This window comes from Streptomyces sp. WMMC1477, from assembly GCF_027460245.1.
GTDB lineage: Bacteria > Actinomycetota > Actinomycetes > Streptomycetales > Streptomycetaceae > Streptomyces.
Genome location: NZ_JAPZBD010000003.1, coordinates 75873 through 98889 on the forward strand (window position 1 = coordinate 75873; position 23017 = coordinate 98889).

Consider the following 23017-nt stretch of genomic DNA (forward strand, 5'->3'; position numbering starts at 1 on the left):
GCACGGATCAGCGCCCGGTGCGTCCCGCGCGCTCGGGCGGGGCGGTGCGCACGGCGATCTCGTCCCGCTCGGCGGCCGTCACCGGCAGATCCACCCGCTTGCCGTAGTACCAGCGGCTCAGGGCGAGGCGCAGCCGGCCAAGCCGTCGTCCGCGGGCTCCCGGCTCCTCCTCCGTCGCCTCAGGAGCCTCCAGGGGCAGCGGCATGTCCCGCACGAGGAGCCGGTAGCGCTCCTCGGCGGACACGGGGCTGTGCCCGGCGCCGAAGCCGCCGGCCACCGACTGGGCCACCTGGCCGGTCTCCTCCCCCTCCGACAGCCGGTCGCGGTCCCTCCCCTGGAGGGCGAGGCAGACGCGCTGGGTGACGAGGAACGCGAGGACGGGGCCCAGCAGCACGGCCACCCGGAAGGTCCACACGACCCGTTCGACGGAGAGGTCGAAGAGGTAGGCGATCAGGTCCTGACCGCCCGCCATGAGCAGCACGGCGTAGAACGTCGTGCCGGCGACGCCGAGTCCGGTGCGGGTGGGGCGGTTGCGCGGCCTGTCGCACAGGTGGTGCTCACCGCGGTCCCCGGTGAGCCACCGCTCGAAGAACGGGTAGAGGTAGAGGACGGTGAACAGCGCGCCGGGCAGCAGGACGGCCGGTACCAGCACGTTGAGCATGAGGGTGTGGCCCCACAGGGTGATCTCCCAGCCCGGCATCAGCCGCAGCGAGCCCTCCAGGAATCCGACGTACCAGTCCGGTTGGGAGAAGGTGGAGACCTGGTCGGCCCGGTAGGGCCCGTAGGCCCACACGGGGTTGATCTGGGCCACGGCGCCGAGGACGGCGAGCACCCCGAACACGGTGAGGAACAGCCCGCCCGACTTGGCGGCGAACACCGGGATCATCGGGTCGCCGACGACGTTGCGGTTGGTGTGCCCCCGCCTGGCCCACTGGGTGTGCCTGAGGTGGAAGACCAGCAGGATGTGCAGCGTGACCAGCGCGAGCAGCAGACCCGGCACGAGCAGGACGTGCGTCACGTAGAGCCGGGGGATGACGAGCTCGCCGGGGTACTCGCCGCCGAAGACCAGGAAGCTGACGTACGTGCCGACGACGGGGATGGAGAGCATGATGCCCTGGGTGATGCGCAGGCCGGTTCCGGAGAGCAGGTCGTCGGGCAGCGAGTAGCCGCAGAAGCCCTCCACCATCGCCAGCATGAACAGCGTGACGCCGACGACCCAGTTCAGCTCACGGGGTTTGCGGAAGGCCCCGGTGAAGAAGACCCGCAGCAGGTGGACGGTGATGGCCGCGATGAACAGCAGCGCGGCCCAGTGGTGGATCTGGCGGATCAGCAGCCCGCCGCGGACGTCGAAGCTGATGTCGAGCGTCGACGCGTACGCCTCGGACATCAGCACGCCGCGCAGGGGCTCGTACGAGCCCTCGTAGACGACCTGTCCGTGGGCGGGCTCGAAGAAGAACGTGAGGAACACGCCCGTCAGCAGCAGGACGACGAAGCTGTAGAGCGCCATCTCGCCCAGGAGGAAGGACCAGTGGCTGGGAAAGGCCTTGCGCAGCGTCCCCTTGCCGACCTCGGCGACGGGCAGCCGCGCGTCGAGGGCGTCGAACGTGCGCAGGCCCGCCTGCCGGGCCCCTCGGCCGACGCCGGCTGTCCTGCGGGACGGCAACACGCGTTCCTGCTCCCTCCGGGACGGATGGCGGACGTGGGTCCCGGTTGTCCCGGCGCGGATGCGTGAAACGTGCCGTCACCTCGCTGCCCCCTCCCCCGGCACGGACGGGCTAGCGGCGGGTCAGGCGGCGTACGGCCACGCCCGTGAGCACCGCCCCGGCGAGGGCGGCAGCGGCGGTGGTGCCGTGGTGGCGGGAGAGAGGGGCCTGGGCGCTGCGCCCGTGGGCCGTCCCGCTGAAGCGGCCCCGGGTGCCGTGGTCCCGCCCGCCGGGACCGTCGGCCGGGTCCCAGAGGTTGGCCGGGGCGGCCGGGTCGGCGGGCTCGTCGGTCTGCTGGGACGCGTAGCCGGTGCGGGCCAGGTAGCGGTCGAGGAGACCGGGGGCGATCCGGTTCGCGAGGAGAGTCCCGACCGTGGAGCCGCCCACCCAGTACTGGCGGCGGCGCGGCCGGGCGGCGGCGTGGACGATGCTTCGGGCCACGGTCTCGGGCTCGTAGACGGGCGGCACGGGCCGGGGCCTGCGGGGCAGCCGGGAGAGCACCCAGTCGAACTGCGGGGTGTTCACGGCGGGCGGATGCACCATCGTGACGCGCACCGGGCTGCGCTCGTGCAGCAGTTCGCAGCGCAGCGACTCGGTGAAGCCCTGCACCGCGTGCTTGGCCGCGCAGTACGCCGACTGCAGCGGCAGCCCGCGGTAGGACAGCGCGGAACCGACCTGAACGATGGTGCCTTTCCCCCGGGCCCGCATGTGCTCCAGCGCCACCTGGGTACCGTGGACGTAGCCGAGGTAGGTGACCTCCGTGACCCGGCGGAACTCCTCGGGGCGGATCTCGGTGACCGGGGCGAGGACTCCGACGAAGGCGCAGTTCACCCAGACGTCGATGGGCCCGAGCTCCGCCTCGACGCGCCGGGCCGCCGCCGCCAGCGCTCCGTGGTCGCTGACGTCCACCGGGATCGGCAGCGCCGTTCCGCCGGCGGCCTCGATCTCCCGCAGCGCTCCCTGAAGGCCGCGGGTGCCCCGGGCCAGGAGTGCCACCTTCGCGCCCCGCGCGCCGAACGCCCGCGCTGCGGCGCGGCCCAATCCGGCGCTGGCCCCCGTCACGACGACGACCTGCTCTCTGCTCCGCACGGCCCGACCTTCCCTTCCCGGCGCGTCCGCCGGGGTCCGCGGCGCCCCGGCACGTGGCGGGGTACCCGCCGCGGGCCGGGGCACACCAGGCGCAGCTCCGGGCTGGTCCGCACGGGTGCGGACGGGCGCGGGGCAGGGCCGGGCCGGGCCGGCCGCCGTCAGCGGATGCCGACGGAGGCCAGGGCGCGGCGCTGGACCGCGCTGGGACGGGCCGGGAAGTAGAGGTAGCAGACGCCGCCGGTGCCGCTCCTGACCTTGCCCTTGGCGTCGTAGCGCTTCGTCCTCAGCCAGATGTTCTCGAACTGCCTGCGGCGGTAGACGCGGCGCACCTCGGCGTTGCTGTCGGAGGCCGGGTCGTTGGCGATGACGTCGCCGTCCCGGGTGAAGCCGACGACGGTCATCAGATGGCCAGCGGTGCCGTAACCGGCGCCGTCCAGCTCCTCTTCCAGGAAGGACTGGGAGGTGATGAGAGGGATGCCCGCCCGGACGAGCCGTTCGGCGTCGTGCAGGGTGTCCAGCCGGGTGACCACGCCCTGGAGGTCGTCGTAGGTGGCGGCGTAGGCGGCGTTGAACGGCCAGTTGCCGCAGCCCTCGTAGCGGTAGTCGTAGGTGTACCGGGCGGCGTGGCACACCTGGGGGTCGTCGTACTCCGGGTTGACCCAGGCGTAGTCCTCCGGGTCGGGCAGGCGCCCCCAGGACTCGATGATCATCTGGGAGGAGGTGGGGCTGCACCACGCCTCTCCGCCGTTGTCGTACTCCGGGTAGCGGCCCTCGTGGATGTTCTGGGAGTAGGACGGGACGGGGAGCTCGACGCCGGCGGCCTCGCCGGGGGCGGTCGGCGGGACCTCGAAGCGGTCGGGGACGTCGGAGGTCATCGCGCCCAGCCGCCAGAGCGTGGGGGTGGCGTGGACGCCGGGGGCGCGGAGCAGGGTGGCCCGCAGCCGGAAGGCGGTGATCCGGGTGCCGTCCTCGGTGACGGCGAGGGTGTCGGTCCACACGGTGCTGCGGCCGTCGCCCTGGTCGTCCACGGAGGTGCGGCGGGGTACGTCGGGACCGTCGCCGGAGGTCCAGACGCCGAGCGTGTACCAGGGCGACTCGGTGCCGTCGGAATACGTGCCCTGGGCCTCGACGCGGAGCCAGGTGCCCTCCGGTGTGCGGGCGTTCCAGGAGGCGATCAGCTGCCGGGCCGGGTGCCGCAGCGCCCGGCGCGGTGAGGTCCAGGTCGCGTACTCCCACCGCTCGGTGGTGGTGCCGCCGTGCGGGTCGCGGTAGGGGAGCGTCCCGGCGGGGGTGCCGATGGCGAGGCCTGGGCGGCGCCCGTGGTCGACACGGGTGCCCCGGCCGAGGCCGCCGTGCCAGTCCGCCGCCGAGGTCCAGGAGGCGTAGGCGACGCTCGACCCGCCACCGCCGTGCGAACCGCCCTCGGGTGCGGCCCGTCCGGCGCCGTGGGCGGCGGAGGGCAGCGCGGTGGCGGCGGCCGTGGCGGCGACGGCGACGGAGGCGGCCAGCAGGGTGCGGCGGGTCGTCACGGGTCGGCTCATGCGGGTGGTCCCCCTAGTCACTGGACGGTGGGTGCCGTGCCGGGTGGCGGCTGCGTCAACTATCCCCGGGCGGCGCTGGCCGGGCCAGGGGCCGCGCCAGCACGGGCCCCACCGTTATCGGTCTGGACCTCTGGAGCAGTGGGGGCCGTAGGCTGGGCGGGTGACGCAGCAGCGGCCGGCCGAGGAGCGCGCGGCGGTCCGCTCTCCGGGGGCCGCCCGCTCCCCCGTGCTGGGTGGTCTCGCGGCGCGGCTGCGGGAGCTGCCGCCGTCGTGCGGTCCGGTGCGGCTCGTCGCGGTCGACGGGCACGCGGGTTCCGGCAAGAGCACCCTCACCCGGCGGCTGGCCGAGGAGCTCGGCGGAGCGCCCGTGCTGCACCTGGACGATCTGGCCTGCCACGCGGGGTTCTTCGACTGGACGGAGCGGCTGGCCGACGGGGTGGTGGCGCCCCTCGGGCGTGGCACGTCGGCACGCTTCCTCGGGTACGACTGGGAGCGCCGGAGTTTCAGCCGTCCGCTGTCGCTGCCCCCCGATCCGGTGGTGCTGGTGGAGGGCGTGGGCGCGGGGCGCGCGGCGGTGCGTCCGGTGCTGTCGGCACTGCTGTGGCTCGACGTCTCCCCCGCGACGGCCTGGGAGCGCGGGCGGCGGCGGGACGGCCCGGGGCTGGCCGCGTTCTGGGACGACTGGACGGCGGCCGAGCGGGCCCACTTCGCGGCCGACCCCACCCGGCCGTTCGCGGATCTGCTGGTGCGGCAGGCACCGGAGGGGTATGCGTTACTGCCGGGGCCCGGGGGCGCTCGCACAGCGCGGCGATCTCACTTTGGGTAGTGGGCCCGGGCCGGAGTGCACCCGACCCCGGGCGCCCGGATGATCGCTCACGGCGATTGCTTGACCTGCGACGCAGTGACGGATTACGTTCGCAGCACACGGCCTTCACCGGCCGTTCGAGAGCGCGAAGCCCCTGGTTGTTCCCCCGTGACCGGGGGCTTCGTCTTGTCCGTGACGTCCGGTTCGCCCGTCCCGTCCGTCACCGTGGGTGAGGTTCACCGCCCGACCTGGCCGGATGCGCGGGTACGGTTCTGTGCCGCGCACTTCGACGCAGCGTGCCGCGCGGGTACGATGCGACCGTTGCGCGGCGCCGGGCGATCCCCGACCATGATCTACAACCGCCGTCCGTGGTACGGCAGTTGACCAGGCGGGGCAGGCGCCTGGCAGGACCCGACGGGATCGGCCCAGGGGGACGGGATGGACTTCGGCACGCGGGGTACCGGGGTGCCGCGCGCACCCGCCGACCTCGCCTGGCTGCGTGGCGTGGACTCCTACACCATGGGCGACTACCCGCAGGCCGAGGAGGAGTTCAGGACGGCGGTGCGGCTGGACGTGGGGATGGCCGACGCCTGGCTGGGGCTGCACGCCCTGCGCGTCGACGCCACGACGGCGCTGCTGCGGATGTTCGAGTACCGCGACCGCTTCGGCGAACAGCGCTCGCGCCACGGGCTGAGCCTCAACTCCTGGTACTGGCTCGGGTGGTGGGTGCAGCCGGTGCTGGAGAGCGGCCGGGACCTGCTGCTCGCGCACGCATCGCACTGGCTGGACGGCCGGCACGTCGCCGAGCTGGACCGGGCGCTGGCCGGCTGCCCGCCGCCGGACGCCGATCCGCAGGTGCGCTTCCTGCACGCGTGCCGCGCCTACCTCGCCAAGGACTGGGAAGGGCTCGTCGTCCACACCGAGTCCCTGGTCGAGGACCCGCTGCTCGGCGTCGAGGCGGGGCTGTTCGCCGGGATGGCCCGGGTGCGGCTGGAGATGTACGGGCAGGCCGAGCCACTGCTGTCCACGGCCCTCATGCGCTGCCGCAGCGAGCAACCGCAGCGCAAGGAGCTGCGGTACTGGCTGGCCAGGGCCCGGGAGGGCACCGGGCGCAGCGCCGCCGCGCTGCCGCTGTACCGGGCGGTGCACCGGGTGGACCCGGCGTTCATGGACACCGCCGCCCGGCTCACCGCCATCACGGAGTCGGACGGCATGGCGGACTCCCTGGCCTCCTCCTGGGCGGCCCCGCTGCGGACGGCGGCGGGGGCGGGCCCCGAGGGGCCGGCCCGGGAGCCGGGTGGCGAGGGCGATCCCGCCGGGCCGGACGGCGCGGATCCGGCGGACCCGGTGCTGGAGGACCTGTGGCCACTGGACGCGGAGCCGGTGGGCGGCCCCGGTGCGGGCGCCGGCGTGGACGCGGGCGAGCCGCGGGGGCGGGACGGCGGGGCGCCGCAGGGCCGGTGGCCGGGCGGGCCGGCCGACCCGGAACTCCTGGCGGAGGCGCTGGCGGAGCTGGAGCGCATGGTGGGGCTGGAGCCCGTCAAGCGGCAGGTGCGGGCGCTGTCCGCCCAGTTGCACATGGCCAGGCTGCGGGCCGGGCAGGGCTTGCCCGTGCAGCCGCCCAAGCGGCACTTCGTGTTCTCCGGTCCCTCGGGCACCGGGAAAACGACGGTGGCGCGCATACTCGGCCGGGTGTTCTACGCGCTCGGGCTACTGGGCGGGGACCATCTGGTGGAGGCCCAGCGCTCGGACTTCGTGGGCGAGTTCCTGGGCCAGACGGCGGTCAAGGCCAACGAGCTCATCGACAGCTCGCTGGGCGGGGTGCTGTTCGTGGACGAGGCGTACAGCCTGTCGAACTCGGGCTACGCCAAGGGGGACGCGTACGGCGACGAGGCGCTGCAGGTGCTGCTCAAGCGGGCCGAGGACAACCGGGACCGGCTCGTGGTGATCCTGGCCGGCTATCCCGAGGGCATGGAGCGGCTCCTGGCCGTGAACCCGGGGCTGGGCTCGCGGTTCACGACGCGGATCGACTTCCCGAGTTACCGCCCGCTGGAGCTGACGGCCATCGGCGAGGTGCTGGCGGCCGAGAACGGCGACCGGTGGGACGAGGAGTCGCTGGAGGAGCTGCGCAGCATCAGCGGCCACGTGGTGGCGCAGGGCTGGGTCGACGAGCTGGGCAACGGGCGGTTTCTGCGCACCCTGTACGAGAAGAGCTGCGCCTACCGCGACCTGCGGCTGTCGGACTGGTCGGGGACGCCCTCGCGGGAGGATCTGGCGACGCTGCGGCTGCCCGATCTGATGCAGGCCTACGGTGAGGTGCTGTCCGGGCGGGGCCCGGCGGGCCCGCGCCCGGAGCCGCCGGGCTGAGGGCAGCCGGCGTGAGCGCTCCTGGCTGAGGGCTCCGGGCCCAGGGGCAGCCGGGCGCGTCAGTCCACGCCCGGGCGGCCCGTGCCGTGCTCCTGGGCCAGGGCGCGCAGGGCGGTGGCGTCCCGCACGGCCTGGGCCCGGGAGATGCCGGGCTGGATGCCCATGGCGGGCAGGCTGGTGCCGTCCGCGAGGTCGAGGGAGACCCACGGGTCGCCGGAGCGCAGGTTGACGGCGAGGATCTCCGCCCACTCCAGCCGCCGGCTGCGGGTGAGGTTGACGACGGTCACGCCGTCGGCGTCGGCCGTGACGTGCGGCCGGGCCAGCAGGGCGAGCACCGCGAGGAGGAGCGCGCCGGTGAGGACGAAGCTGACCCGCTCCGCCGCCGTGAGGCTCTCCAGGAGCACCGCGACGACGGTCAGGGTGGCCAGGGTCGCGACGCCGACGCCGATCAGCACGACGCGGGTGCGGGTCGGCCGGAAGGTCACCGGCAGCGGGGGTACGGCGGCGGGCATGGGCGGTTCTTCCTCGCGGTGGTGCGGCCGGCGGCGACGGGTGCGGGGCCTACAGCCGGCAGGCGTGGATGTTGGTGGTGAGGATCGCGCGGGCGCCGAGCTCGTAGAGGTCGTCCATGATCCGCTGGGCCTTCTGGGCGGGCACCATCGAGCGCACGGCGACCCAGCCCTTGTCGTGCAGCGGGGAGACGGTCGGCGACTCCAGGCCGGGCGTCAGCTCGACGGCCTTCTCGACGTACTCGGCGCGGATGTCGTAGTCCATCATCACGTACTCACGGGCGACGAGGACGCCCTGCATGCGGCGCAGGAACTGCTGGACCTTGGGGTCCTCGGTGTCGGTGCCCTTGCCGCGGACCACGACGGCCTCGGAGACGAGGATCGGCTCGCTGATGATCTCCAGCCCTGCGTTGCGCAGCGTGGTGCCCGTCTCGACGACGTCGGCGATGACCTGGGCGACGCCGAGCTTGATGGCCGTCTCGACCGCGCCGTCGAGCCGGACGACGGAGGCGTCCACGCCGTGCTCCTCCAGGTGCCGGGTGACCAGGCCGGGGAAGGAGGTGGCGACGGTCATGCCGCCGAACTCGTTCACGTGCGCGGCGGTGCCCGGCAGGGTGGCGTAGCGGAAGGTGGAGCCGGCGAAGCCGAGCTGGAGGATCTCCTCGGCCTCGGCGCCGGAGTCGAGCAGGAGGTCGCGGCCGGTGATGCCGATGTCCAGCCGCCCGGAGCCGACGTAGACCGCGATGTCGCGCGGGCGCAGGAAGAAGAACTCCACGTCGTTCGCCGCGTCGACGAGCACGAGTTCACGGCGGTCCTTGCGCTGGCGGTAGCCGGCCTCATGGAGCATCGCCGACGCAGGCTCGGACAGTGAACCCTTGTTGGGGACGGCGATGCGCAGCATGGTGCCTGGTTCCTTCACTCGTGAGGGGGATGCGGGGCGGGACGGGGACGCGGGGTGCGTCAGAGGTGAGCGTATACGTCGTCGAGGGAGATGCCGCGCGCCACCATCATCACCTGCAGGTGGTAGAGGAGCTGCGAGATCTCCTCGGCGGTGCGCTCGGTGCCCTCGTGTTCGGCGGCCATCCAGACCTCGGCCGCCTCTTCGACGACCTTCTTGCCGATGGCGTGGACGCCGCCGGCCACCAGCTCGGCGGTGCGGGAGGTGGCGGGGTCGCCGGTGGCGGCCTTGTGCTGGAGCTCCGCGAAGAGCTCGTCGAATGTCTTGTTCGCCATGGTGCTGTTCACCCTACGGGGTGCGCCCGCGTGTGGGCGCACCCCGTCCGGGTTGTGGATGCTCGCGTGGACGGGGCCGCGGGGTTCCGCGCCCCTCAGCGCCAGGGTTCGGCGACGGTGCGCAGGGTGGCGGCGGTGGCGACGGCGGCGGTGACGGCCTCGTGGCCCTTGTCCTCGCTGGAGCCGGGCAGGCCGGCGCGGTCCAGGGCCTGATCCTCGGTGTCGCAGGTCAGGACGCCGAAGCCGACGGGCACGCCGGTCTCGACGGAGACCTGGGTGAGGCCGTTCGTCACGCCCTGGCAGACGTAGTCGAAGTGCGGGGTGCCGCCGCGGACGACGACGCCGAGGGCCACGACGGCGTCGTAGCCGCGGGAGGCCAGCACCTTGGCGACGACGGGCAGTTCGAAGCTGCCGGGCACGCGCAGCAGGGTCGGCTCGTCGATGCCGAGCTCGTGCAGGGCGCGCAGGGCCCCGTCGACGAGGCCGCCCATGACCTGGTCGTGCCACTGGGCGGCCACGACGGCGACCCGCAGGTCCTGGCAGTTCTTGACGGTCAGCTCGGGTGCGCCCTTGCCGCTCACGTGGTGCTCCTCGGTTGGTCGGTGACGCGGGTGCGTCGTGTCGGGCCGGTGGTGGGTGGGGTGTGCGCCGTGTGCGCGGTCACTGCGTGGTGCAGACGGAGATGTGGGCGTCCTCCAGCCAGGGCAGGTCGTGGCCCATGCGGTCGCGCTTGGTGCGCAGGTAGCGGATGTTGTGCTCGCCGGCCTGGACGGGCATGGGTTCCCGCCCCGCGACGGCGACCCCGTGCCGGGCCAGGGCGTCGCTCTTGGCCGGGTTGTTGGTCAGGAGCCGGACGGAGCGGACGCCGAGGTCGGCGAGCATCTGCGCGCCGGCGGCGTAGTCGCGGGCGTCGGCGGGCAGGCCGAGTTCCAGGTTGGCGTCGAGGGTGTCGCGGCCGCGTTCCTGGAGTTCGTAGGCGCGCAGCTTGGAGAGCAGGCCGATGCCGCGCCCCTCGTGGCCGCGCAGGTAGATCACCACGCCGCGGCCCTCCTCCTGCACCCGCTGGAGGGAGGCGCGCAGCTGGGGGCCGCAGTCGCAGCGCTGGGAGCCGAAGATGTCACCGGTCAGGCACTCGGAGTGCATCCGCACGAGGACGTCCTCGCCGTCGCCGAGGTCGCCCGCGACGAGGGCGATGTGCTCCACGCCGTCCAGCGTGGAGCGGTAGCCGTGGGCGCGGAACGCGCCGTGGGCGGTGGGGAGCCGGGTGACGGCCTCCCGGGTGACGGCGGGGCTGGGGGCCGTGGGCGGCGTTCCCTCGGCCAGCCCCCGCCGGTAGGCGATGAGGTGCTCGATGGAGATGATCGACAGTCCGTGCTTGCGGGCGAAGGGCACCAGCTCGGGCAGCCGCAGCATCGTGCCGTCCTCGCCCGCGATCTCCACGATGGCCGCGGCCGGGCGCAGCCCGGCGAGCCGGGCGAGGTCGACGCCGGCCTCGGTGTGTCCGGGGCGGGTCAGGACGCCGCCGGAGCGGGCGCGCAGCGGGAAGACGTGTCCGGGGCGCACGAAGTCCTCGGCCTGGTGGGCCGGGTCGGCGAGCATGCGGATGGTCGTGGCGCGGTCGGCGGCACTGATGCCGGTGGTGACGCCGTGCCGGGGCGCGGCGTCGACCGAGACCGTGAACGCCGTGCCCATGGACTCGGTGTTCTGGGCGACCATCTGCGGGAGTTCGAGCCGGTCGAGCTCGGACTCCTCCATCGGCACGCAGATCAGGCCGCGGCACTCGTTCATCATGAAGGCGACGATCTCGGGGGTGACCTTCTCGGCCGCGACGACGAGGTCGCCCTCGTTCTCCCGGTCCTCGTCGTCGACGACGACCACGGGGCGGCCCGCCGCGAGGTCGGCGATCGCCTGCTCGACCGGGTCCAGGGTGAGGGCGTCGTCGAGGGCCGTGCCCGGGCCCGCGGCGTCGTACCAGCTCTGCGTTGCGGTCATACGGCCACTCCTTCCGTGTCCCGCGCCGGCGCGGCGGCCGGGGCGGTGTGGGTGCGGGAGCGCAGCCACCAGGCGCGCAGACCCCACAGAACCAGGACGAGATAGATGAGGTAGACGAGGCCGGAGAAGGCCAGCCCGCTGGCGAAGGCGAGGGGGACGCCGACGAGGTCGACGAGCAGCCACGCGAACCAGAACTCGACCAGCCCCCTGGCCTGGGCGTACATGGCGGCGAGGGTACCGACGAAGATGTAGGCGTCCGGCCAGGGGTTCCAGGACAGCTCGGGGACCGCGGTGAACAGGGCGCCGACGGCGAGGGTGCCCAGCGCCGTTCCGGCGGCGAGCAGGAGCCGCTCGCGGCCGGTCGCGAAGCGGACGGCGATGTGGCCGTCGTCCGCGTCCCGGCGGCCGTCCCTCCACTTCTGCCAGCCCCACAGGCCGACCACGACGACGAGCATCTGCTTGCCGACGCCGCCGGCCAGGGAGGCCGAGAGGTAGGCGGCGATGAGGACGAGGCCGGCCAGCACCTGCACGGGCCAGCTCAGGACCGAGCGGCGCCAGCCGAGCGCGAGCGCGGCCAGGCCGAGGAGGTTGCCCGTCATGTCGGACCAGATGACCCTCTGGCCGAGGACGGTGAAGGCGGTGTCGTCGAGGAGGCCCACCGCGTCGCCGAGGCTCACCGCGGCTCCCCCGCCGGGATCTGACCGGCGCTCAGCAGCCGCTCGACGTACTTGGCGAGGACGTCCACTTCGAGGTTGACCGGGTCGCCGGGCTGCTTGACGCCCAGCGTGGTCAGGTCGAGGGTCGTGGGGATGAGGCTGATGGTGAACCAGTCGTCCCCGGCCTCGACGACGGTGAGGCTCACGCCGTCCACGGTGATGGAGCCCTTCTCGACGACGTAGCGCGCGAGGGCGGCGGGCAGCGTCACCCTGACGATTTCCCAGTGCTCGCCGGGGGTGCGGGCGGCGATGGTGCCGGTGCCGTCGACGTGGCCCTGGACGAGGTGGCCGCCGAGCCGTCCGCCGAGGGCCATGGGCCGCTCCAGGTTGACGCGGGAGCCGACGGTGAGCGCGCCGAGGCTGGAGCGCTGGAGCGTCTCGGCCATGACGTCCGCGGTGAACTCCCCGTCGACGACGGTGACCACCGTCAGGCAGACGCCGTTGACGGCGATCGAGTCGCCGTGGGCGGCGTCCTTGGTGACGAGCGGGCCGTGCAGGGTCAGCCGGGAGGAGTCACCGAGGTGCTCGATGGCGGTGACCTCACCCAGTTCTTCGACGATTCCGGTGAACACTCAGCGCTCCTCGGTGCGGGGTGTGGCGGCGGCGGTGTGGGGGACGGTGGCGGTGACGCGCAGGTCGGGGCCGAGCGGTACGGCCTCGGTGAGGCTGAGCCGCAGGGCCTGGGCGATCGTCGTGATGCCCGCGTCGGTCAGCACCTGCGGCCCGGCGCCCAGCAGGGCGGGGGCGAGGTAGCCGGTGACCTTGTCCAGGAGCCCGGCGGCGACGAAGGCGCCGGCCAGGGTGGCCCCGCCCTCCAGCAGGACCGAGCGGACGTCGCGGGCGTGGAGGGCGGACAGCAGGGCGGCGAGGTCGAGGCCGCCGCCCGGTGCGGACCGCGGCAGCCGGACGAGGTCGGCGAGCGGTTCGAGGGCGGTGGTGTCGGCGTCCTCGGCGACGGCGATCAGGGTGGGAGCCGCGTCGTCCAGCACCCGGGCACCGGGGCGTACGGCGCGGGCCTCGGTGTCCACGACGACGCGCAGCGGCTGGACGGCGCCGGACACGCCGCGCACGGCGAGGTGGGGGTCGTCGGCGCGGGCGGTGCCGGAGCCGACGAGGACCGCGTCGCTCTCGGCGCGCAGCCGGTGCACGTCCGCCCGGGACTCGGGGGAACTGATCCAGCGGCTGGTGCCGTCCGCGGCGGCGGTGCGGCCGTCGAGCGTGGCCGCGTACTTCCAGTGCACGTACGGGCGGCCGAGGCGCACGGAGGTGAGCCAGGCGGCGTTGACCTGGGCGGCCTGCTCCTCCAGCAGCCCCGCGGCCACCTCGACCCCGGCGGCGGCGAGGGCGGCGGCGCCGCCCTGGGCCTCGGGGGTGGGGTCGGCGACGGCGTACACCACGCGGGCGACGCCTGCGGCGAGGAGGGCCTTGACGCAGGGGCCGGTGCGGCCGGTGTGGTTGCAGGGTTCCAGGGTGACGAGGGCGGTACCGCCCCGGGCGTCGTCGCCGGCCTCGGCCAGCGCGTGGACCTCGGCGTGCGGGCCGCCGGCCCGCTTGTGCCAGCCCTCCCCGACGACGCGTCCGGCGGCGTCGAGGACGACGCAGCCGACGACGGGGTTGGGGCTGGTGAAGCCGAGTCCGCGGGCCGAGAGCTCGACTGCGCGGCGCATCGCGTCGCGCTCGGCGCGCATGGCTGCTGCGGTGGCCACCGGGTCCCTCCTGCCTCATCGGGCACGGACTCCGGGGCATGGCGGGACGGAGCGGACCTCGGTGCGCCAACGGGTGCGCGCGACTCCCCACGACCCCTGGCCGGGGCGGGCGGGGTACGCCGGAGCGCACACTGCACCACTGCCCGCCGCGCACTGCCTCCCATCCGGACTTTCACCGTCGGTCCAGGAGTTTCACCTGGTCAACCGGCCGCTGGCGGCGGACGGGTCGCGGACTGTAACCGCCGGTTCGGAATTACACCGACCCCGGAGTGCGCTGACGTCACTTCTACGCGTCCAGTCTGCCACGGCTCACTCGACCGTACGCGGGGAGCGGCCTGTGGAGTGGCTCACGTCCGGCTCGAAGCGCGCGACCTGCGCCGATGCCCCGGCAGGGCAAGGCCGCACGTCTGCCCCGGGCCGACGGCCACTCGCGGCCGGGCGGCTCGCACCGCCGTACGGGAGGACGCCGAACCCAACTCCACTTTGGTCCAGACCTATTGACGCAGTGGTCTAGTCCTCCTACGCTCACGGCACCTCCGAGGAGTGGGTCCGGGGTGTGCGCACGCCCCGGACCAGGCACCACCGACCCCCACCGTCCCTTCCGCCTGACCTCACCAGGAGGACTTCCCGTGCTGCCCAGAACCCGCGCGAGAGCCAGTCTCGCGGCGGCCGCCACGGCCGTCGCCGGACTTCTCTTCGGCGCGCTGACGGCCCCACCGGCTCAGGCCCAGGACCACCAGTCCTGCCGTCCCGACGGCCTCTACGCCACGCCCGGCGTCGACGTCCCGTACTGCACGGTCTACGACACCGCCGGACGCGAGCAGATGGGCGCCGACCACCAGCGGCGCGTCATCGGCTACTTCACCAGCTGGCGCACCGGCAAGAACGGCCGCGACGCCTACCTGGCCCCCGACATCCCGTGGGACAAGGTCACCCACCTGAACTACGCCTTCGCCCACGTCGACGAGGCGAACCAGCTGTCGGTGGGCCCCGACGGCCCCGAGAACCCGGCCACCGGCATGACCTGGCCGGGCGTCGAAGGCGCCGAGATGGATCCGGAGTTCCCCTACAAGGGCCACTTCAACCTGCTCAACAAGTTCAAGAAGCAGCACCCCGAGGTCAAGACGATGGTGTCGGTCGGCGGCTGGGCCGAGACCGGCGGCTACTTCGCACCCGACGGCACCCGCGTGGACTCCGGCGGCTTCTACACCATGGCGACCAACGCCGACGGCTCCGTCAACCACGCGGGCATCGACACCTTCGCCGACTCGGCCGTCGAGTTCATCCGGACCTACGGCTTCGACGGCGTCGACATCGACTACGAGTACGCCACGTCGATGAAGGACGCCGGGAACCCGCTGGACTGGCCCATCGCCAACCCGCGCCGGGCAGGGCTCAACGCGGGCTACGCGGAGCTGATGAAGACCCTGCGGGAGAAGCTGGACCGCGCCGGGGCGGCCGACGGGCAGCACTACCTGCTCACCGTGGCCGCTCCCTCCTCGGGCTATCTGCTGCGCGGCATGGAGACGTACCAGACCGCCAAGTACCTGGACTACGTCAACATCATGTCCTACGACCTGCACGGAGCCTGGAACGAGTACGTGGGCCCGAACGCCGCGCTCTTCGACGACGGACGCGACGCCGAGCTGGCCGCCGCAGGCATCTACACCACCGGCCAGTACGGCGGCATCGGCTACCTCAACGCCGACTGGGCGTACCACTACTTCCGCGGCGCCATGCCCGCCGGGCGCATCAACATCGGCCTGCCCTACTACACCCGGGGCTGGAAGAACGTCACCGGCGGCACGGACGGGCTGTGGGGCAAGGCCCCGAGCAGCGACTGCCCCGCCGGGGCCGGGCTGACCAAGTGCGGCGACGGCGCCTCGGGCATCGACAACCTCTGGCACGACCTGGACACCGAGGGCAAGGAGTCCCCCGCCGGGTCGAACCCGATGTGGCACGCCAAGAACCTGGAGAAGGGCATCGTCGGGGACTACGTGACGCAGTACGGCTTCCCCGCCGACGTCCAGCTCACCGGCGACTACGCGCGCAAGTACGACTCCACCCTCGTCGCCCCGTGGCTGTGGAACGCCGACACGAAGGTCTTCCTGTCCACCGAGGACGAGGAGTCGGTGCGCGCGAAGGCGCAGTACGTCGTCGACCAGGGCATCGGCGGCACCATGATGTGGGAACTGGCCGGCGACTACGGCTGGAACGCCGCCAAGGGCCAGTACGAGCAGGGCGACACGCTCACGACGGTGATGTACGAGGCGTTCAAGGCGGCCTCGCCCTACGGCGCCCAGCGGGCGACGAGCGACCTGCCGACGCAGACGATCGACGTGGACGTCGACTTCACCGACTTCCCGCTCGGCGACTCCAACTACCCGATCAGCCCCAAGCTGCGCATCACCAACAACTCCGACGTCACCCTGCCGGGCGGCACGGAGTTCCAGTTCGACTACGCGACCTCGGCGCCCGGGAACGCCAAGGACCAGTCCGGGTTCGGGACGTCGATCGTGCGCAGCGACCACACCCGCCAGGGCAACGTGGGCGGGCTCGACGGCGACTACCACCGCGTGTCGCTCACGCTGCCCTCCTGGCAGTCGGTGGCACCCGGGGCGACGGTCACCGTGGACTTCGTCTACTACCTGCCCGTCTCGACGCCGTCCAACTGGACGGTGACCCTCGACGGCACCGCGTACGCCATCCCCGGCGACCTCGCCCGCGGTACCACCCCGGGCGACCCGGGCGGCGGCACCGGCGGCGGCGACTCCGGTGGCGGCGGCCAGTGCACCGACCCGGCCTGGGACTCCGCGGCGGTCTACAACGGCGGCGACACCGTCTCCTGGAACGACCGCACCTGGCGCGCCAAGTGGTGGACGCAGGGCGACGAGCCCGGCACCACCGGCGAGTGGGGCGTCTGGGAGGACCTCGGCGCCTGCTGACGCCCCTCCCGGTGAACGGCCGGGTGCGTTCCCGCGGTCCCCGACCCCTCCGCGCGAACGCACCCGGCGGGCGCGGCCACCCCGGTGGCCGCGCCCACCCGTGCGCGGACCGCTCGACGGAATCCGCGCCGTCCGGGAACCTGCTGCGTATGACGGGAGCTGACGGCGTGCGGGGGACGCACCCACCGACGGACCGCGACGTACCGGAGCCGGGCCCGCGGCGGCCGCACCGGGCCCGCTGGGCGGTGGCCGCCGTCTTCGCCGTGCACGGTGCCGTGACCGGCAGCTTCGCGACCCGCGTCCCCTGGATCCAGGACCACGCGGGGCTGAGCGCCGGGCAGTTGGGCCTCGCCCTGGCCTTCCCCGCCCTCGGCGCCTCGGCCGCCATGCCGCTGGCCGGGCGGGTCAGCCACCGCTTCGGTTCGCGGGCGGCGCTGCGCGGCATGCTGGCGCTGTGGACGTCCTGTCTGCTCCTCCCCGCGCTCGCGCCGGACCTCCCCAGTCTGTGCGCCGCCCTCTTCCTGTTCGGTGCGACGGCGGGCCTGGCCGACGTGGCCATGAACGCCCTCGGGGTGGAGGTCGAGCAGCGGCTCGGCCGCTCGGTCATGTCCGGGCTGCACGGCATGTGGAGCACGGGGGCGCTGCTGGGCTCGGCTGCGGGCACCGTGGCCGCCCACCTCGGAACGGACGCCCGGGCCCACCTGGGTCTGGCGGCCCTCCTGCTCACCGCCGTGGGCGCCGGGGTCTGCCGGGGCGTCCCGGACCTGCGCGGGGCGCCCGGTGCGCATCCCCCGCCGCACTTCGCCCTGCCGCCGCGCGCCGCGCTGCTCATCGGCGCCGTGGGGTTCTGCGCGGTGTTCGCCGAGGCCGCCAGCCTGGACTGGTCGGCCCTCTACCTGCGTGACGTCCTCGGGACCTCGGCCGGGGCCGCCGCGGCCTCCACCACCGCCTTCGCCTGCACGATGGCGGTGGCCCGGTTCGCCGGGGACACGGTGGTGGAGCGGTACGGCGCGGTGCGGACCGTGCGGTGCGGCGGCGTGCTGGCCGCGCTGGGCGGGGTGCTCGTCGTCACCGCCGCCGCCCCCGCGGTGGCCATGGCCGGCTTCGCGCTGCTCGGGCTGGGCATCGCCGTCGTCGTCCCGCTGGCCTTCGCGGCGGCCGGGCGCAGCGGCCCGGCGCCGAGCCAGTCGATCGCGGGGGTGGCGACGATCACCTACACCTCGGGGCTCATCGCTCCCTCGGCCATCGGTTCCGTCGCCGAGCTCGCCTCGCTGACGGCCTCCTTCGGCCTCGTCACGGCCCTGGCGCTGGGGCTCGTGCTCGGTGCCGGGGTGCTGCGGCCCGCGTCGGCGCGGCCGGCGGGCGCCGCGGAGGGCGCCCACCGGCCCCAGGCCGTGCGGGAGTAGGGATCAGTCCTCCGGCAGCTCGACCGGGGCGATGGCGTCGTAGAGGTCTCCGGGCCCGGGGTTGCCCGGGTCCGTCGCACCGCCGAACTGGTGCATGACGCCCCACACCGCGTTGAGCGCCGTCTGCACCGCGCCCTCGGCCCAGCCGGCCGTCCACGAGATGTCGTCGCCGGCGAGGAACAGGCCGCGCTTGTCCTCGGGCAGCCGGTCCTGCATGAAGTGGGTGAACAGCCGCCGCTGGTAGCGGTAGTGGCCGGGGAGGTTGGCCTTGAACGCGCCCATGAAGTAGGGCTCGTTCTCCCAGGATACGGTCAGCGGGCTGCCGGTGATGTGCTTGCGGATGTCGACTTTGGGGTAGATCTCGCCGAGCGACTTGAGCATGACGTCCATGCGCTCGTTCGCGTCCAGCGGGAGCCACTTCAGGCTGTCGTCGCACCAAGTGTAGGACAGGCAGATGACGGCGGGGCGGTCCGGGCCGTTGTCCAGCAGGTAGGTGCCGCGGGTCATGCGGTCGGTGAGCGTCATGCTCATCACGTCGCGACCGGTCGGCTCTCCCTCGTCGTTGACGGCACTGTCCAGCCAGAACGGCCGGTCCACGGGCACGAAGAGCTTGGAGGACTCCATGTAGTGGGTACGCTCGACGGCCGTCCAGTGGTCGATCGGCAGCAGCGCGTCGTCGCAGTCGATCTTGGAGAGCATCATCCACGACTGCGCCGTGAAGACGACCGCGGGGTAGGTGCGGATCTCCCCGTCGGCGTCGGTGACGGTGACGCGGTTGCCCGCGGTGCGGTGCAGCCGGGTGACGGCCGGGCGGGGCGCACCGTCGTGCAGCGAGGCCAGCGAGGTGCCCTTCGGCCAGTGGACGAGCTTGGCGGGCTCGCGCTCCCACAGCCGCAGCGGGAGCTGCTGGCTGCCGCCGACGATGCCGCGGTGGTCGTCGTCGGCGCCCGTGTAGACGACGCGCAGGATCTCCAGGATCGAGTTGGGGAAGTCGGTGTCCCAGCCGCCGGTGCCGAAGCCGACCTGGCCGAAGATCTCCCGGTGCCGGAAGGAGCGGAACGACTCCGCGTCGCACAGGAAGCCGTAGAAGGTCTGGTTGTCGAGCTTCTCCACGAGCCGGGCCCAGATCTCACGGATGCGCGGGACGTCGCGCTCGCGGATGGCGCGCTGCATGTCGGAGAAGTCGGCGCCCTCCTCCAGGCAGGCGTTCCAGGCGTCCATGACCTGGTGGTAGACCTCGGGCAGGTCGTCCAGGGTGCGCGCGTAGTGGCTCTCGCCCTTGAGGTCGACGACGGTCGAGGGCGTGTCGGGGGCCAGCGGGTTGGGGAAGGGCTTCGTCTCCAGGCCGACGAGGTCGACGTAGTGCTGGAACGCCGTCGAGGACGGCGGGAAGCGCATGGCGCCCATCTCCGCGTTGAGCGGCTTGCCGGTGCCGTCGTCCGAGCGCGCGAAGTCCGTCGTGCGCAGCCGGCCGCCGATCTCGTCGGCCTCGTAGACGACGGGCCTGAGCCCCATCTTCATCAGCTCGTAGGCGGCGACGACGCCGGACAGGCCGCCGCCGACCACGGCCACCTCGGTGCCGTGCTCGGTGGCCGGGATCTGGCCGAGGCCGGCCGGGTGGGCCAGGAAGTCGTCGTAGGCGAAGGGGAAGTCCGGGCCGAACATGGTGATGGGCGGCGTGGACTGGGCCTCTGCGTGCTGCTCGTCGTGGACGGCGGCGGGCACGGTGGAGGTCATCGGCGCGGTTCTCCTTGCGGGGACAGGGACGTGTACAGCTCGGGTCGGCGGTCGGCGAGGTAGGTGTTCTCCGCGCGCGAGGCCGCGAAGGCGGCGGTGTCGACGTCGGCGACGACCAGGTCCTCGCCGCCGCCCGCTCGGGCGCGGACGGTGCCGTCGGGGGCCGCCAGGCAGCTCATTCCGGCGAAGACGTGCTCGCCCTCGTCGCCGTGGCGGTTGGTGTAGGCGATGTAGAGCTGGCTCTCCCAGGCCCGCACGGGCACGACGGACCGGGGCACGATCTCGTACGGGCGCATCAGCGCGGTGGGGACCAGCAGCAGCTCCGTCCCGGCCAGGGCGTGCGCCCGCACGGCCTCCGGGAACTCGACGTCGTAGCAGACCAGCAGGCCGAGGCGGACGCCGTCGAGCTCGGCCTGGACGACCGGTTCGGCGCCGGGCGTGAACTGGGCCGTCTCGTAGGGGCCGAACAGGTGGGTCTTGCGGTAGGCGGCGAGGCGGGTGCCGTCGGGGCCCATGAGCTGCGCGGCGTTGTACACGGCGGAGCCGTCGCGCTCGGGGTAGCCGTAGTGGATCGCGAGGCCGTGTTCGGCGGCGATCCGGCCGACGGCCCGCGCGGAGGGCCCGTCGGCGTGTTCGGCCAGCTCGGCGACGGCGTCGCCGAGGGCGTATCCGGTCAGCGACAGCTCGGGCGTCACCAGCAGCCGGGCCCCGGCCGCCGCGGCCCGGCGGGCCGCCCGCGCGAACGCGGCAAGGCTCTCACCGGGGGCGGGGACGCCACCGGGGCCTTGGTACAGCGCGATGCGCAGGGACGTCATGGAACCTCACGGGATGTCGGTCGCGGACCAGGGTGGATGTTTCGACGGTACGTTCGGGCCTCCGGGGCGGACAAGGCGACTCCCTTGCGCATCCACGGTGTTTTCGTTGCGTCTCCCTGGCATTGCGTGGCGATTCGTTGCGCCCGCCATCAACCCGAAGGCCGATCGCGAGTCCCCCACGGGGCGTGTTCGGGATTCCGGGGGGGGGCGCGACGCGCGGCGTACGGACGGTTGGCCCCACAGCGCGACGCGCCGCGCGACGCCCGGCGGCAGGTTGGACGGCGTCATGAAATCCCGCTCTCGACAAGGGTGTCGACTCAGCGGAAGGGGGCCCCGTCACGGGCGTCGCCTCCTGGCCGCGTATCCGCCCCCGCACCCGGGCGGCCGCCGCCGGGCTCCGCGCCTACGGCACGGGGCGGACCGACCGCGTGGTCTCCGGCGGGCCGGTGGCCACGCTCACCGGCGTGATCACCGACTCCGGCCCGGAGGGTCTGGAGGGCAGGCAGGTCGGCTTCACCGTGGTGCCCTGGCAGCCGGAACTCCGACCCCTTCGTGGAGGCGCCGCTCAGGCCGGGGAACCGGCCGTGTAACGGCGCAGCAGCGGCGAGAGCACCAGGACGGACTTGGTGCGCTCGACGAAGTGCTCCCCCGCGATCCGCTCCAGCACGCGCTCGAAGTGGCGCATGTCGGAGGCGAAGATCTGGACGATGGCGTCCGCGTCGCCGGTGACCGTCGAGGCGGACGCCACCTCCGGGTAGCGCGACAGACCCCGCCGGATGTCCTCGGGTGAGGTGTTGTGCCGGCAGTACATCTCGATGAACCCCTCCGTCTCCCAGCCCAGGGCCGCCGGGTCCACCCGCACGGTGAATCCGGTGATGGCGCCGTCGGCCCGCAGGCGGTCCACCCGCCGCTTGACGGCCGGGGCGGAGAGCCCGACCTCCGCGCCGATGTCGGCGTAGGAGCGGCGGGCGTCCTCCGCGAGGGCGTGCACGATGCGTTCGTCGAGTTCGTTCAGTCGCACTGCGGGTGGGTCACTTCTCTGCGGTCACGGGAAGGTCGGCGGGCTCGTTCGCCAGACGGGAGCGGCGCTGCCCGTACAGGAAGTAGAACACGAGACCGGCGGCCATCCAGGCACCGAAGACCAGCCAGGTGACGGCGGGGAGGTTGAGCATGTTGTAGACGCAGAAGCCGAGGCCGAGCAGCGGCAGGACCGGGGAGAGCGGCACCCGGAAGGTGCGCGGCATGTCGGGCCGGGTGCGGCGCAGCACCAGGACGGCGACGTTGACCAGACCGAAGGCGAAGAGCGTGCCGATGCTGGTGGCGTTGGCCAGCTCGCCCAGCGGGATCGCTGCGGCCAGCACCCCGCAGAAGACGGAGACGAGGAGCGTGTTGGCCCGCGGGGTGCCCGTGCGGGGGTGCACCTTGGAGAACACCTTCGGCACCAGGCCGTCGCGGGACATGGCGAACAGGATGCGGGTCTGGCCGTAGAGGACGGCCAGGACGACGCTGGCGATCGCGATGACGGCGCCGCCGGCCAGGATCGTGGCCCAGAACTGGTGCCCGGTGACGTCGCTGAGGACGCCGGCGAGCGCGGCCTCGGAACCCTCGAAGCCCTCCCACGGCACGGCGCCGACGGCGACGGCTGCGACCATCACGTACAGGGCCGTGACGATGAGCAGCGAGAGCATGATCGCGCGGGGCAGGTCGCGCTGCGGGTTGCGCGCCTCCTCACCGGCGGTGGAGGCGGCGTCGAAGCCGATGTAGGAGAAGAACAGCGAGGCGCCGGCGGCGCTGACGCCCGCGAGGCCCAGCGGCATGAACGGGGCGTAGTTGCCGGCCTTGATGCCGGTGAACGCGACGGCGCAGAAGAGCAGCAGGGCGCCGATCTTCACGAACACCATGATCGCGTTGACCCGGGCGCTCTCCTTGGCGCCGCCCATCAGGAAGGCCATGGCCAGCAGGACGACGATCAGGGCGGGCAGGTTGAAGAAGCCGCCGTCACCCGGAGGGCTGGAGAGGGCGGCGGGGATGGTGACGCCGATGGTGCCCTCGAGCAGCTCGTTGAGGTACTGGCCCCAGCCGACGGCGACGGCGGCCACGGAGACGCCGTACTCCAGGATCAGGCAGAGCCCGCAGATCCAGGCGACGAGCTCGCCCATGGTGGCGTAGGAGTAGGAGTAGGACGAGCCGGAGGCGGGGATCGTGCCGGCCAGCTCGGCGTAGGAGAGCGCGGAGAACAGCGCGGTCAGGCCGGCTATCACGAAGGAGATGGTGACGGCGGGCCCGGCCTCGGGGACGGCTTCGCCGAGGACGACGAAGATACCGGTGCCCAGCGTGGCACCGATGCTGATCATGGTGAGCTGCCACATGGACAGCGTGCGCCGCAGGCTGCCCCCGCTCCCGTGCCCGGCCTCCGAGACCAGTCGTTCGACGGGCTTGCGCCGCATGAACCG

General features: G+C 73.4%; 19 protein-coding genes and 1 riboswitch. Of the genes, 4 read left to right on the forward strand and 15 right to left on the reverse strand.

The window, feature by feature from the left end; translation table 11 throughout:
- Positions 1-7: 7 nt before the first annotated feature.
- The 3 genes from qcrB to O7609_RS00780 form a co-directional block, all read right to left on the reverse strand.
- Positions 8-1666: a cytochrome bc1 complex cytochrome b subunit gene (qcrB, locus tag O7609_RS00770; protein ID WP_443071978.1), complete on the reverse strand. Its 1659-nt coding sequence runs from the start codon at positions 1664-1666 to the stop codon at positions 8-10.
- Between the two features lie 109 nt (positions 1667-1775).
- Positions 1776-2792, reverse strand: a complete 1017-nt coding sequence (locus tag O7609_RS00775) for an SDR family oxidoreductase (protein ID WP_269732978.1) — start codon at positions 2790-2792, stop codon at positions 1776-1778.
- Positions 2793-2950: 158 nt separating this feature from the next.
- On the reverse strand, positions 2951-4333 hold the full coding sequence (locus O7609_RS00780) for a peptidase C39 family protein (RefSeq protein WP_269742917.1): 1383 nt from the start codon (positions 4331-4333) through the stop codon (positions 2951-2953).
- A gap of 226 nt (positions 4334-4559) precedes the next feature.
- Between O7609_RS00780 and O7609_RS00785 the strand changes: the two genes are divergently transcribed.
- Both O7609_RS00785 and O7609_RS00790 read left to right on the forward strand, forming a co-directional pair.
- Positions 4560-5159, forward strand: a complete 600-nt coding sequence (locus O7609_RS00785; RefSeq protein ID WP_269744294.1) for a uridine kinase family protein — start codon at positions 4560-4562, stop codon at positions 5157-5159.
- Positions 5160-5576: 417 nt separating this feature from the next.
- Complete coding sequence (locus tag O7609_RS00790) at positions 5577-7505, forward strand: AAA family ATPase (protein WP_269732980.1); 1929 nt, start codon at positions 5577-5579, stop codon at positions 7503-7505.
- A 59-nt stretch (positions 7506-7564) separates the two neighbouring features.
- Here O7609_RS00790 and O7609_RS00795 read toward each other — a convergent pair whose 3' ends face one another.
- The 8 genes from O7609_RS00795 to ribD form a co-directional block, all read right to left on the reverse strand.
- Positions 7565-8017 (reverse strand): PH domain-containing protein, encoded by a 453-nt coding sequence (locus O7609_RS00795; protein WP_269732981.1) that lies wholly within the window; start codon positions 8015-8017, stop codon positions 7565-7567.
- 49 nt (positions 8018-8066) lie between these two features.
- Positions 8067-8915: an ATP phosphoribosyltransferase gene (gene hisG / locus O7609_RS00800; RefSeq protein ID WP_269732982.1), complete on the reverse strand. Its 849-nt coding sequence runs from the start codon at positions 8913-8915 to the stop codon at positions 8067-8069.
- Between the two features lie 59 nt (positions 8916-8974).
- Positions 8975-9247 (reverse strand): phosphoribosyl-ATP diphosphatase, encoded by a 273-nt coding sequence (locus O7609_RS00805; protein WP_219090063.1) that lies wholly within the window; start codon positions 9245-9247, stop codon positions 8975-8977.
- A 95-nt stretch (positions 9248-9342) separates the two neighbouring features.
- Positions 9343-9828, reverse strand: coding sequence for a 6,7-dimethyl-8-ribityllumazine synthase (gene ribH, locus O7609_RS00810; protein ID WP_269742918.1), 486 nt, complete (start codon positions 9826-9828; stop codon positions 9343-9345).
- Between the two features lie 79 nt (positions 9829-9907).
- Complete coding sequence (locus O7609_RS00815; protein ID WP_269742919.1) at positions 9908-11239, reverse strand: bifunctional 3,4-dihydroxy-2-butanone-4-phosphate synthase/GTP cyclohydrolase II; 1332 nt, start codon at positions 11237-11239, stop codon at positions 9908-9910.
- Positions 11236-11838: a nicotinamide mononucleotide transporter family protein gene (locus O7609_RS00820; protein WP_443072219.1), complete on the reverse strand. Its 603-nt coding sequence runs from the start codon at positions 11836-11838 to the stop codon at positions 11236-11238. The genes O7609_RS00815 and O7609_RS00820 overlap by 4 nt, the downstream gene beginning before the upstream one ends.
- 74 nt (positions 11839-11912) lie before the next feature.
- The gene (locus tag O7609_RS00825) at positions 11913-12527 is read right to left on the reverse strand and encodes a riboflavin synthase (protein ID WP_269732986.1); all 615 of its coding nucleotides are present in this window, start codon (positions 12525-12527) and stop codon (positions 11913-11915) included.
- Positions 12528-13661, reverse strand: coding sequence for a bifunctional diaminohydroxyphosphoribosylaminopyrimidine deaminase/5-amino-6-(5-phosphoribosylamino)uracil reductase RibD (ribD, locus tag O7609_RS00830; RefSeq protein ID WP_443071979.1), 1134 nt, complete (start codon positions 13659-13661; stop codon positions 12528-12530).
- Positions 13662-13807: 146 nt separating this feature from the next.
- Positions 13808-13938, reverse strand: a riboswitch (FMN riboswitch).
- 352 nt (positions 13939-14290) lie between these two features.
- Here ribD and O7609_RS00835 point away from each other — a divergent pair.
- Together O7609_RS00835 and O7609_RS00840 are read left to right on the forward strand one after the other, a co-directional pair.
- Positions 14291-16606 (forward strand): chitinase C-terminal domain-containing protein, encoded by a 2316-nt coding sequence (locus tag O7609_RS00835; RefSeq protein WP_269742921.1) that lies wholly within the window; start codon positions 14291-14293, stop codon positions 16604-16606.
- Positions 16607-16755: 149 nt separating this feature from the next.
- On the forward strand, positions 16756-18012 hold the full coding sequence (locus tag O7609_RS00840) for an MFS transporter (RefSeq protein WP_269732988.1): 1257 nt from the start codon (positions 16756-16758) through the stop codon (positions 18010-18012).
- 3 nt (positions 18013-18015) lie between these two features.
- Here O7609_RS00840 and O7609_RS00845 read toward each other — a convergent pair whose 3' ends face one another.
- From O7609_RS00845 to O7609_RS00860, 4 genes are all read right to left on the reverse strand, one after another.
- The gene (locus O7609_RS00845; protein WP_269732989.1) at positions 18016-19749 is read right to left on the reverse strand and encodes a flavin monoamine oxidase family protein; all 1734 of its coding nucleotides are present in this window, start codon (positions 19747-19749) and stop codon (positions 18016-18018) included.
- Complete coding sequence (locus tag O7609_RS00850; RefSeq protein ID WP_269742922.1) at positions 19746-20564, reverse strand: carbon-nitrogen hydrolase family protein; 819 nt, start codon at positions 20562-20564, stop codon at positions 19746-19748. Before O7609_RS00850 ends, O7609_RS00845 begins: the two co-directional genes overlap by 4 nt.
- Before the next feature lie 565 nt (positions 20565-21129).
- The gene (locus O7609_RS00855; protein ID WP_219090054.1) at positions 21130-21585 is read right to left on the reverse strand and encodes an Lrp/AsnC family transcriptional regulator; all 456 of its coding nucleotides are present in this window, start codon (positions 21583-21585) and stop codon (positions 21130-21132) included.
- A 10-nt stretch (positions 21586-21595) separates the two neighbouring features.
- A complete protein-coding gene (locus O7609_RS00860) occupies positions 21596-23011 on the reverse strand; it encodes an amino acid permease (RefSeq protein ID WP_269736959.1) in 1416 nt (471 codons plus the stop codon).
- Between the last annotated feature and the right edge of the window lie 6 nt (positions 23012-23017).